Source organism: Legionella stuttgartensis, from assembly GCF_977063405.2.
The window spans coordinates 201,641-213,641 of record NZ_CDRUHA020000044.1; the positions used below are offsets into that span (position 1 = coordinate 201,641).

A 12,001-nucleotide genomic window follows, 5' to 3' on the forward strand; every position below is an offset into this window, starting at 1 on the left:
ATGCCGTGGAATATGTATTTCTGAAACTAGCTATCATCCCTCTTACAACGCATTCCCCAACTAGCACCAACGCAACTGAATATAGCACCCAGTAAAAATAATGCGAACGCAATGTATGCACTTGAAGCAAGATTTGCTGGAGTCACATTAACCTCTACAATCGCTTCTTTCTGACCATTCTTTGTTGAAGAAGAAATTTTGGTAGTACCTACAGGCGTGGAGATTTGATTCACTGTAATTGGAACGGCGACTACAGTACGAGAAATAGAATTAGTATAAGTCACTACATATTGACTTAAAAGTCCTATCAGGGCAGCCCCCAAGATTAAAGCCATAACCCAAGTAATAAAACCATATATAATTCCCAAATTATGCTCGGGACAATATAAACGTCCTAAATAACCTGCCGCATAACCTGATACCAGAGTAGAAATTATCACGCCCACAATGATTCCCAATAAGCCGCCGACAACGACTATAACAGATCCATTACTCATTGTTTTAAAGGCACTCAATCCTATAGCAACCCCTAAAAGATTCAATAAAAAAGTAAGGCCCAGCGCAGTTAAGGCCCCTACAAAAACGGCAGTCCAAGAGATCCTTTTATTTGGATAAATACGCCAGTGTTCTTGATCCGATGTAACTTTACTTGTCATTTGAGCCCTCCTTTTCTCATATCGAACATTATAGCTTCAGGAATACATATGAAGTTTTGTTTTGGGACTGTTGCTCTCAATTATATTGAATTTACAGAATAGAAATCATTCAAAAATTAACCTATATATTTTTATTTTTCAAGAGCATACACCATTACAAAGACGAAAGGTAAAATTTATGTCCCTTTAGTTCCTGCTATTTGCTCTATATTTCGAGAAATATTTTTTGCAATCGTACTTAAAGGTAAATCGTTGTCATCTTTACCAAAAGGATCTTCCAATTCCTCGGATAATATTTCCAAACCCAATAAAATATATACGATCATCACCATCATCGGAATAATCATAAATCCGAATGTGTCTACCCAACCAAAAGGGAACATGATGGCATAAAAAAGCATTGCTTGTTTCACAAAAAAGGCAAAGGCATAAGGAACTTGAGTATTGGCGATTCGCTCACAGCCGCCAGTCATGTCAATTAAATTGGCTATATGGGTATCTAAAGTCAGGTATTGCTCCAGATGCAGCTTATTTTCTTGGCGCAACTGATTCAGAATACGATACATTTTTTGTGTTACTAGAAGAACAGGATTTTTTCCTTCAAATTCATGAATACATAGGGAAAGTAACTCGGTTTGAATCTCTTTACTTTCTTTGCGTAAATGAGCTTTGATAATAAGAGGTAGTCTCTTTAACAATTCAAAAAAATAAGGATATTCATTTAATCCAATAAAGGCGTCGAACTTTAAACCTAAATTCCTGCAATTATTATTGATCGATCCCCATAAAATACGACCTTCCCACCAGCGTGCATAACTAGTATTTACTCTAAAACTAATAATTATCGTTAAGATAAAGCTAAAAATCAGATGGAATTGGCCAACGCTATATCGCGTCGCATTTTCAAAAAAAATAGCGATTATTACCGCATACACGATGATAATTATTGTTATTGGTAATAATTTCCGAAACACTTTTTCTTTATAAAACAAAAAAAGATGAGGTACCCAGGTTAAAAGATTATGTGATCTCAATTTCATCGATCCTTACTCTACATAAAAATTACAGTGTAACTTGAGTCCGATTGTGAAGCAAAAGCGATAACTTAGTGACATCAACTTCTAAAAGAGTTTAATATGCGCACTCAATTCAAATAAAAGGATGTTCTGACTATGCTTACTTATATTACCGAACTCTTCAACCGGAGTCTTGAGGGATTTGATGAAACATTTAAAGACACCCCAGCTCATCAAATTGTTTTCGCTACCGCTGCTCTTTATTTTCTTTGGCAACAATACCCTGCAATTGCTCAGGCTTATCGTTCGCGAAATAATAGTACCTATAAACAACGATTAATTGATGTAGCCTATAGCATGGGTAAAAACTTACCTCAAGTAAAAGCCTATTTAGACAAAGAGCTAAATAAAGATCTCCAGAGTACTAAAGATAAGCTAAAGGAATTACGCTCCTCAATGGCATTACAAGACGAAATTCCTGAAGAAAACACGCCACCAAATTTGATTTTAAAAGAATTCGGCATTACCCCCCAAAAGTGTCTTTTTAATTTCTCTGAAGTAAAAGATAACGATGAAGCCAGACAATTTACTGTACAACAGGGAGATGGTCAGGATTCGGGGGCTCTCTATGCGGTTCATCCTCAGGAACTTACTGAATTGCTCAAAGAAGTATATGCTAAAACTGCCTTAACTAATCCTTTGCATGACAAATGGCCCCGCATTATAGCGATGCAAGCAGAGATTATCCGTTGGTGCCAGAATTTATTTGGTGGATCTAGAGATGGTTATGGTTTGATAACACATGGCGGCTCTACAAGTATTATTGAAGCAATGGCGGCTTATGTGATGCACGCTCGGGCCAAAGGAATTAAGAACCCCGAAATTGTAGTTCCTGAAACTGCACATGCAGCGTTTAAAAAAGCAGCCGATCTGACAGGAGCCCGACTTGTCGTCGTTCCCGTTGATCCAAAAACAGGTGCCGTAACTGCCAGTGAAATGAGGAAATATATTACGAGCAATACTGCCGTTATGGTTGGATCTGCACCATCCTTTATGAATGGTATTAATGATCCAATTAGCGAGTTAGGTCAATTAGCACAAGAAAAAGGAGTTCCATTTCACGTTGATTCCTGTTTAGGCGGATTTTTAACAGCCTTTCTAGATACCGCCAAGAATCCTATGGATTTTCGCGTTAAAGGAGTAACCTCGATTTCTGCCGATTTACATAAATATGGCTGTTGTCCTAAAGGAACTTCTGTGTGCTTATTTAGTAAAGACTCCCCTGCTTTATCAGTATATGCTGCTTTAAACTGGCCGGGTGGGCTTTATACTACTCCGGGTATTTTGGATGGCTCAACAAGTGGGGCACGAGTTGCTGAAATATATGCCACACTTTCATATTATGGACGTAAAAAATATCAGGAAATCTCCAAACAAATCGTAGAGATGCGTCAACGGCTGCAAGATAAAGTCGAACAATTATATAAACCAAATGAGGCAGGTAAACGAGACATCGCTATCTTCGGAAATCCACAATGGTCAATACTGGGTTTTCGCAGCGATACGTTAAATCCCCATTTAATTGCTGATGAGTTAGACAAACGAGGCTGGAAGCTGAATTTATTGCAAAAACCCGATGGATTTCATTTATGTTTAACCCATGTACATACTTTGGTTGAACATTTTGAAGATAAGTTCATTAGTGATTTGCAAGATGCTGTAGCCGCTGTAAAAAAATATCCTGCAGATCAAAAGCCCGCTGGGAATGTTAAAGTCTATGGCACCATAGGAATATTGCCCACAGCGGTACAAGAAATGGTATGCAGGCAATATCAAAAAGCACGTCTTTATTATGAAGCAACCTGCAGTAAATTAGGATTATTTGCAACCAACAGCAAGCAAGAAAAAGAAATAGATGAGCAAGAAGCTAAGAAACAGTTGAATTGCTAATTTAGTGAGTACTTCGGCTTGGATTGATGAACTCCCCTCTCCCTTTCATGGGAGGGGGGGTTATAGATGAGAATTCGACTTGCGCTAACTCCATTGTCTAATTTGATTTTCCACTTCCAACGATAAAGCATGATGTGCCATGTCTGTTGGATGAACCGAATCGGCAAAGAGGTAATTGTTTGAAGTTTGTTGACATAAAATAGCCAATGGGGCAGTACATACAGGATTGGTAACATTTTGAAATAAAAACGATACCCCGCTTATGACTGTCGGCTCCCCCGCTTTTGCATTACTGATTAAATTATCCAAAGCAGTATAAGTATCAAAATACAAAATTTTTACTTTATGCCGTTTGGCCACAGCACCCAATTTTTGATTTAAAAGTGAATTAAACATAAAGCTAAGATTTTTTATATTTCCTGGAAGCGATGGATCGCCAATTGCTACTGCCAGTTGGGTTATGAACGGAGTAACACCAATATTAGGCAGAGATAAGACAACGACTCTTTTAGCACCTCGAGCACTAAGTGCCTCAACCTGCTGCACAATCTGAGTGGTGGTCACATCAATCAATTGCATGAACGCAATTGGATTAAGCTGTGCGGAAATTCCATAAAGCATATCGTTCGCACCCGACCAAATAAAGTACATTGCATTAGGATCCAATGTCTTGGGGGCAGTCGATAAGTAATTTTGAACTTGGCGCTGAACGGATGGAGCCCAATAGAAATCTATGCCGGGTTCAGCCACAGTCCTACTTCCTCCACACGCAAAATTAAACCCATTAGGTAGTAATACAATCGGAGGTGCCGGCGGTTTAGATGGGTCATTAAAAATAGGCGTTGAATTATTGGTCATCTTATCATTTGTGGTGGGAAATAAAGTCCCCGGCGGCAAGAGAGGAGTACCCACGATGTCATGCGCTACATATTGAGCCCAAGTGTAACCATTAAAGGTTGTAAATGTAGGTGCTTTATCGGGTATTCCATTTATGAGCGTAAACATATTGTTAAAACCACTATCTGATAAACTATCGCCAAAAAAATAAACTTTGGTAATTTTATTAAGTGGAATAGCTTGTGCGCCATGAGGCAGCATCCCGCATAAAGAAAACATACTCATCAACACAACTAACTGTGTTTTGGCATGTAATATCATTTTTCTTATTTTTGTTACCATCAAATTATCTCCTTATAATGACTTAGCAGCTGTATCGTAATCCTAGCGATACAATATTCTCTGTACCTTTATAGTCGGCACTTACTTGATTGACTTCTAATGGGGCTGCCAAACCGGGAATCCCTTCATTAGTTTGTGTGATGTTCACTGATTGCTTGCGAATAAAAATATGTGAGTAAGCACCATCAACTGAAAAATGATTGTTTATAAAATAGCTCAATCCAAAGTTTAACCAATATTGATCTGCCTCAGGAATAAGCGGAGTACGATTTTCTAAATTGAAGGGGGTCTGATTATAAGCAAATCCTCCACGCAGAGTCAGAGAAGAGTTGTAACGGTAATCAGCGCCAAGAGAACCGAAAAAGGTGTTATGCCATTTCATGGGCACAATATAAATTGTTTCATAAGCATCTGGAGTTGAAATAACAAGATCACCTAAATAATCCCAGAAATTAACTTGAGCTGTTGCCTTAAGCGTCCACTCATTAATATCGTGAGCAAGACCAATAGTTAATACACCTGGGGTCTTAAAATTATTACTTACAGCGGTTTCACTATTAAATAAAAAAGTAGTTGCAGGCGAAGGAACTATATCCCCGATAATTGTATATTGTGCGCCATGGCCACTTAGATTTGTGGAGATTTCCGAACGGTAACTCACCCCAAAACGAGTAAATTGGTCCCACTGATATAAGGCGCCAATTGTATAACCATAACCCCATCCATCACTTTTTAAATGAGTAGGCTGGGTAGATGCAATGAAAAGGTCAATTGGAGGAACTCCTGTGTTCACTCCATCAAAATGCGAGAAAAATGTTTTTAGATATTGAGCTTGAAACCCAACGCCTACCGATAGTTTCTCATTAACTTGATATGCGAGAGAAGGATTAATATCAACAGAATTAATCTCACTTTTGACTGCTGCGTAACGTAATACAGAAGCTTCGGAATATTTATTATCTAAATAAAATGGCTCTACAACTGCTAAACCCAGAGTTAACTTATCCAGAGGTGTGCGCCAACCAATATAACCTTGTGGAATAAAAACTGCGTTGCTGATGTTATGTTGGGAAGCACTTCCTTGGACAGGTCCGGTAATAGTTGATGGCGGCATACCTGGTACATAAAAAGTGTGAGTAGCTTCTCCATTGATCATGCTGATTTGGGGAATAAGCTCACTTGCACCGAGATAAATCTGGCTTTGCTGTAAAGTAGCTAATGTTGCGGGGTTGTTATACAAAGCAGAAACATCGTTATTAGCCGCCGCAGAACCAGCCATTGCAGAACCTTGCAGGCTTGGGCTAGTCTCATTGATTTGCAAACCCGGAGCAGATACTGATACCCCAACAAAAAATTGAGAAATTAAAACACCAGCTGCAAATTCCTTATTTAATAAACGTGAATAACTCACCTTAGACTCCTTTCTTCATTTCATTGCACTTCATTTAAAATCCAGCAAATACCTTGTCAGATTTGCAAAGAAAGTTCAAATCTATTTTTATTTTCTTGCCAAACTTACCTGATTTTTGATCATACTCGGTATATAGAGAGTGAGGACTGTAGAAAAGGAAGTCATAAAGTTTTTGGATTGCTCCTTATATTTAAGCCGGTTAAGATAGATAGAAATTTAAAATCTAAAGGAATAGATCCATGAGTGATTTTTTTCAAACTCCGCCTCTTTTAGGCAATCAATATGATGAAGATCGAGTTTTAAAAACGTATCTAGAATGGAAACTTCCTTCTTCCATGCTGACCGAAATTCAACCTGAATTGTACCGTCTGGGTCAGCGAGTCATCGAAGAGATCTATAAATTAGGCCAAGAGGCTGAGGCATTTCCACCCAAGCATGTACCTTATGACCCATGGGGTAAACGCATTGACCATATTGAGGTTTGTCAAGCATGGAAAGAACTCGACAAAATCTCTGCAGAAGAACAATTAATTGCCATAGGGTATGAACGACGACATGGTGCATTATCACGCATTCATCAATTTGCCAAATTGTATTTATTTCATCCCTCATCAGCAATCTATACTTGCCCGCTCGCGATGACTGATGGGGCTGCTCGCGCATTGGAACTGTATGCAGATGAGGCCTTGAAAAAACACGCATTCCCCCATTTAACCTCTTCTGATCCGGCTCATTTTTGGACTTCTGGACAATGGATGACCGAACGCACTGGAGGTTCTGATGTTAGTGGCACATCGACGATTGCAAGACCAGATGGTGCTCATTATCGTCTTAGTGGTGTTAAATGGTTTACTTCTGCCACAACATCACAAATTGCTATGACGCTTGCGCGTATTGAAGGCGCCCCCGAAGGCAGTAAAGGGTTAAGTCTATTTTATCTTGAACTCCGGGATCAGATGGGCAAACTGAATGGCATACAGATTAATCGCTTAAAAGATAAATTAGGTACTCGTGCCTTACCCACCGCAGAATTAACTCTAGAGGATGCTCCTGCATTATTAGTTGGGACAGCTGGAGATGGGGTTAAAAAAATTTCATCCCTGTTTAATATTACACGCATTTACAATGCCTGCTGTGCTGTGGGTTACATGCGAAGAGCCCTTGCGCTTGCTCGTGATTACGCAACAAAACGTGTTGCTTTTGGCCACACCTTATCAAAACATGCACTCCACCTGGAAACATTAGCAAACATGCAAGTCGAATTTTCCGCCGCATTTCATCTGGTGTTTCATGCAATTGAGCTTTTAGGAAAAGATGAATTAAATGAAGCAACAGAAATGGAGCGGGCAGTACTAAGACTCTTAACTCCTCTGATAAAACTTTATACGGCAAAAAAAGCAATCACCTTAGTCAGCGAGACTCTAGAAGCTTTTGGTGGAGCTGGCTATATTGAAGATACAGGACTTCCACAATTATTAAGAAATGCACAAGTATTATCCATATGGGAAGGAACAACTAATATTCTAAGTCTTGATGCATTGCGCGCCATTCATAAAGAAAACGCTGCGATATTTTTTCTTGAGGACATCCAGAAGCGATTGAGTCAAATTAACAATAAAGAACTGATCAAGTCTCAAATAAAAACAAAGCACGCCATTCAAAAACTGAAAAACCATGTTCAATCCATGTCTCAGATGAATGAAGAAGAACAACAGGCTGGGGCACGACAACTTGCATTTGCATTGGCACAAGCCTATGCCGCCAGCTTATTATTAGAACATGCCCAATGGACCTTGAAAAACAATAAGGATACCCTACCCGTAATAACTGCAATTCGTTGGTGTGAAAAAAGTCTACCTGAATTGGTACATTTTTCGGAAAATTATAGGAAGGAATCACAAGTACTGGCTATGGATTATAACGGCTTTCACTAGATTCATCGTACAACTCAGAATACTATACTATTAAATAAACCAGCTTAGGGAGCCATAAACATGAATGTGTCACCGCTGCGCTTTGTATCTTTTTTCTTTTTGCTTTTTTTATTTCCCTTGGCCTCCGGAGCAGTAACTGATAGCAAAATCAGTCTGGTTGGGGCCCAAGGCTATGATCTCGTATCTTATCAACAAAAAAGTGGACCTATACGAGGAAGTGGCAACCATGTCGTATTTTATCAGGGCATTGCTTACATTTTTGCTAGCACAGAAAATAAAAAAACCTTTACCGCAAATCCTGAAAAATATTTACCTGCCTATGGAGGTTATTGTGCTTTTGGAGTAGCTTCCGGCCATAAAGTAATTAGTGACCCGTTAGCATGGAAACTCGTAGATGGGAAACTTTACCTTAATTTAAATAAACAAATACAAGATATTTGGGTAAAAAATATTCCTGCTAATATCAAAAAAGCAGATGAACAATGGTCAAAAATAAAGGATAAAAGTCCTTCAATTTAAGCCTATTTTTTCGACAATCCATTCTCTTCAAAGCACGGTTTAAACCGTGCTTTTTTGTTACAACGAACTCTTGCATTTACCCATAAAGGTCTTTATTGTTTATATCCCCACAATAACTAATTTTATGAAAAATAAGGGAATTTATGAAAAAAATAGGGCTCTTAGTTGGTTTTTTGTTTTTCTTAAATGATGGATTTGCCAAAACGCCAATTGTTGCTCCTCAACCCACTTCTTGTATTACAGGAAGCTTGAGCTCAACGGGTACAAAAAACTGGCAAACAATTTCATTGAAAATAACTAACAACTGTACTCAAGCTGTAGATTTTCAAAACGCTACAATAACGTTTTCTAATAGCAGTAATTTAAACACCTCATTTTGGGGAAATTTTTCACCTTTATCTTATCCAATCAATACATTACAAATTACATCACAGTCCCAAAGTGATGGTACCTATTTATCTTCACTCTCGTTACAATTCCCCACCTATCCTGGTGCCAATAGTAAGCTACCTAAAGGGAGTTTTTTTACGATTATCTATGGGGCGCCTACTGCAGATTACATAGCCAATAGTGTTCTTGTTTATTTAAATTCCCCAGTATCTACGGGCAATATTAATTTAATTAATGCAACAGCAAAACCTACAAACGTATCGCAAAACTATGCTGTAGTTAATTTAACTTTAAATGGACAAACTATAAGTACGGTACAGGTTCCCTGGTCTGGACAACAACTGATATCGGGTCTCGCTGGCGGAACTTATACCGTTTCACCCACCGCGGTTACGGATAGTAATGGAGTCGTATATCAAGGCGTAGCAAATCCTACAAATTTAACTGTCACAGCCGATACGACAGTATCCTCTACCCTTACCTATACAGCAGCGCCAACAACAGGAAATATCAATATCACATTACCTGCATTGCCCTCTCAGTTATCGGGTTATACGGCTATACCTACTGTAACTTTAACTAGGATGGATAATCAGAGCGCCATCAATGCACAAGTCCATTGGAGCACCACGAATGTAATTAGTCAGCTAGCTAATGGAGTCAGTTATACTTTTTCTACTCCTGCAATCGCATATAACGGATATAATTGTACTCCAGTATTTGCACCAACATCGGCTACAGCAGCAGTTTCGGCCCCTACAGTACAACTCACTTATAACTGTGTTCAAGTAGCTCAAGATAGTGTTCCCATTACAATAACAGGAGCACCCTCCTCGCTCGCCTCCATTAATGTAAGCTTTACTCCTAGTGGTAATGGTGCACCAGTTAATGAAGCAATTCCTTTGGTCAATGGTACAGGGACAAGTAATGTAAACTTAACAGATGGAGTCGTTTACACCGTAAGTGCAGCAGCAGTTAATGGTTATACAATAAGTTATTCTCCACAACCTTTAACCGCATCGTCTTCTGCAACAGAGACGATTACTTATACCCAAAGCACGACTACTGGAGGCAGAATTATTGGCTACTTACCAGGCTGGGTAACACCACCACCTGCTACCGCACTAGCTAATGCAGGTTATACCCACATTCTTGTAGCTTTTGGGGTCTTTAGCACGACCTCCCCCGGACAAATTACTTCTGCCTTTGATACTGTATCAGCAAGCTACATTCAATCATTGCACAATGCAGGCATTAAAGTATTGCTCTCTCTTGGTGGTGCATCCTCAGGCATCCCAAATACCACAGTGAATTTTCATCAGGTATTAGCTGCTGCCTCTTCACCTTCAGCATTTCAACAAACCTTCATTTCTTCATTAGAAAATCTTATAACCCAATATCATTTTGATGGTTTTGATATTGATATTGAGAGTGGGTTAAATGCAGGTGGAACTTTTACCAATCCTACTGGTGATATTGCTGTTTTAGCAAATATCATTAATACAATGCATACCAATCACCCTAATTTGCTTCTTACCTTAGCCCCGCAAACTGCTAATGTTGCTGCCACTTCAGGGTTTGATGCAACATGGGGGAACTATGCATCTTTGGTAATGCAAACCCATCAATCTTTAGAATGGGTTGGTATCCAAATGTATAATGCAGGATGTACTTTTGGCATCGACTTAATTTGTTATGATCCAAACAATACAAGTACTCCTAATGCTTCGGTAGCCATGGCAACTGACTTATTAGAAAATTGGCCTGCAGTTACCAGTTCAGGACAACAAACTGGATTCCAACCGTACATCAGTTACCTAACCCCATCTCAAGTGGTCCTTGGTTATCCTGCGCCCAATGCATCAGGACAAAGTGATGGCTCACCGGCAGCAGTTATTAGTACAATCAAACGAGCCATACAATGTTTACGCACTGGAGTTGCAAGTTCATCAAGTTGTGGTAGCTATGTTCCACCACGAACTTATCCAGGATTTGGTGGAGTTTTTGACTGGGAAGTAATCCATGATCAAAATAATAATTATCACTTTGCAACCAGTCTGGTAAACTGCGTTGTTAATAATAATTGTAATTAATGATAGTCAGGTGCAGCACTTGGCATCGCTATTAAGTTAAGGATTCTTGTCATTCCCGCGAAAGCGGGAATCTATTCTTAAAGTAGCACATGCCTCTCTAGAAATGGTTCCCGCTTTCGCGGGAATCACAGCTTTACGCCCAAGCTATTAGAGTTAACTATGCAAGATTCTGGACTACTTTTAATCGCGATGGCATTCCTATTAGGTCTTCGCCATGGTTTTGATTTGGACCATCTAGCAACTATTGATTCAGTGACACGAATAGTCAGTACACATCGAACTCTAGCAAAATTTGTAGGCTTTTTATTTTCTCTTGGGCATGGGATTGTAGTTATTTTAATTAGCTTAATTATTGGCAATGGGGTGAAGCCCATAATGGTTCCCCAATGGCTTGATGGAGTTGGAAACAGTATATCGATTACTTTTTTATTGATTTTTGGATTTTTAAATCTTTGGAATGTGTTCCGGAGCCCATCTACACCTCCTCTTCCCACCAGTTTGAAAAACTATTTATCAAAAAAATTAATTAGAAAAAACATTAATCCTTTTTTTATCCTCTTAATTGGAGCACTCTTTGCCCTCTCCTTCGACACAGTGAGCCAAGTTGTTTTATTTTCTCTTTCTGCACGCGCTATGGCTGGATGGATATTTTCAGGAATACTCGGGTTCGTTTTTATGTTTGGGATGATGGTTTCTGACGGATTAAATGGGTTATTTGTATCTACTTTAATCCAACGTGCTGATTCAGTTTCTCTTTTATTCTCTCGAATTGCAGGTCTTATGATTGCATCATTTAGTTTGATTATTGGTATGATTAATTTAATCCAAATGTATAATTAGAAATTTAATACCA

9 protein-coding genes are annotated in these 12,001 nt (G+C 38.9%); 5 read left to right on the forward strand and 4 right to left on the reverse strand.

Features of this window, described 5'->3' with window-relative positions:
* Nucleotides 1-26: 26 nt before the first annotated feature.
* Nucleotides 27-656 (reverse strand): hypothetical protein, encoded by a 630-nt coding sequence (locus ACWTEW_RS11780; protein ID WP_454781825.1) that lies wholly within the window; start codon nucleotides 654-656, stop codon nucleotides 27-29.
* A 176-nt stretch (nucleotides 657-832) separates the two neighbouring features.
* Complete coding sequence (locus ACWTEW_RS11785) at nucleotides 833-1,696, reverse strand: bestrophin family protein (protein ID WP_454781826.1); 864 nt, start codon at nucleotides 1,694-1,696, stop codon at nucleotides 833-835.
* Between the two features lie 132 nt (nucleotides 1,697-1,828).
* Between ACWTEW_RS11785 and ACWTEW_RS11790 the strand changes: the two genes are divergently transcribed.
* On the forward strand, nucleotides 1,829-3,622 hold the full coding sequence (locus ACWTEW_RS11790) for a pyridoxal phosphate-dependent decarboxylase family protein (protein ID WP_454781827.1): 1,794 nt from the start codon (nucleotides 1,829-1,831) through the stop codon (nucleotides 3,620-3,622).
* 84 nt (nucleotides 3,623-3,706) lie between these two features.
* On the opposite strand, the gene ACWTEW_RS11795 is transcribed toward ACWTEW_RS11790, so the two are convergent.
* Together ACWTEW_RS11795 and ACWTEW_RS11800 are read right to left on the reverse strand one after the other, a co-directional pair.
* Nucleotides 3,707-4,801, reverse strand: a complete 1,095-nt coding sequence (locus ACWTEW_RS11795; RefSeq protein WP_454781828.1) for an SGNH/GDSL hydrolase family protein — start codon at nucleotides 4,799-4,801, stop codon at nucleotides 3,707-3,709.
* A gap of 22 nt (nucleotides 4,802-4,823) precedes the next feature.
* Entirely contained in the window at nucleotides 4,824-6,212 is a 1,389-nt protein-coding gene (locus ACWTEW_RS11800; RefSeq protein WP_454781829.1) for an OmpP1/FadL family transporter, read from the reverse strand.
* A gap of 239 nt (nucleotides 6,213-6,451) precedes the next feature.
* Here ACWTEW_RS11800 and ACWTEW_RS11805 point away from each other — a divergent pair, with 239 nt between their 5' ends.
* The 4 genes from ACWTEW_RS11805 (at nucleotide 6,452) to ACWTEW_RS11820 (ending at nucleotide 11,988) form a co-directional block, all read left to right on the forward strand.
* Nucleotides 6,452-8,146: an acyl-CoA dehydrogenase family protein gene (locus tag ACWTEW_RS11805; RefSeq protein ID WP_454781830.1), complete on the forward strand. Its 1,695-nt coding sequence runs from the start codon at nucleotides 6,452-6,454 to the stop codon at nucleotides 8,144-8,146.
* A gap of 60 nt (nucleotides 8,147-8,206) precedes the next feature.
* Nucleotides 8,207-8,665 carry a YHS domain-containing (seleno)protein gene (locus tag ACWTEW_RS11810; RefSeq protein ID WP_454781831.1) on the forward strand — a complete coding sequence of 153 codons (459 nt, stop codon included), beginning with the start codon at nucleotides 8,207-8,209 and terminating at the stop codon, nucleotides 8,663-8,665.
* A 143-nt stretch (nucleotides 8,666-8,808) separates the two neighbouring features.
* Nucleotides 8,809-11,148: a glycosyl hydrolase family 18 protein gene (locus ACWTEW_RS11815; protein ID WP_454781832.1), complete on the forward strand. Its 2,340-nt coding sequence runs from the start codon at nucleotides 8,809-8,811 to the stop codon at nucleotides 11,146-11,148.
* A gap of 159 nt (nucleotides 11,149-11,307) precedes the next feature.
* Nucleotides 11,308-11,988: a HoxN/HupN/NixA family nickel/cobalt transporter gene (locus tag ACWTEW_RS11820; RefSeq protein ID WP_454781833.1), complete on the forward strand. Its 681-nt coding sequence runs from the start codon at nucleotides 11,308-11,310 to the stop codon at nucleotides 11,986-11,988.
* Nucleotides 11,989-12,001 lie beyond the last annotated feature (13 nt).

Coding starts and splice junctions, on each gene's coding strand:
- ACWTEW_RS11810 (WP_454781831.1), top strand. CDS start 8,207: ATGAATGTGTCACCGCTGCGCTTTGTATCTTTTTTCTTTTTGCTTTTT.
- ACWTEW_RS11780 (WP_454781825.1), bottom strand. CDS start 656: ATGACAAGTAAAGTTACATCGGATCAAGAACACTGGCGTATTTATCCA.
- ACWTEW_RS11805 (WP_454781830.1), top strand. CDS start 6,452: ATGAGTGATTTTTTTCAAACTCCGCCTCTTTTAGGCAATCAATATGAT.
- ACWTEW_RS11820 (WP_454781833.1), top strand. CDS start 11,308: ATGCAAGATTCTGGACTACTTTTAATCGCGATGGCATTCCTATTAGGT.
- ACWTEW_RS11785 (WP_454781826.1), bottom strand. CDS start 1,696: ATGAAATTGAGATCACATAATCTTTTAACCTGGGTACCTCATCTTTTT.
- ACWTEW_RS11795 (WP_454781828.1), bottom strand. CDS start 4,801: ATGGTAACAAAAATAAGAAAAATGATATTACATGCCAAAACACAGTTA.
- ACWTEW_RS11815 (WP_454781832.1), top strand. CDS start 8,809: ATGAAAAAAATAGGGCTCTTAGTTGGTTTTTTGTTTTTCTTAAATGAT.
- ACWTEW_RS11790 (WP_454781827.1), top strand. CDS start 1,829: ATGCTTACTTATATTACCGAACTCTTCAACCGGAGTCTTGAGGGATTT.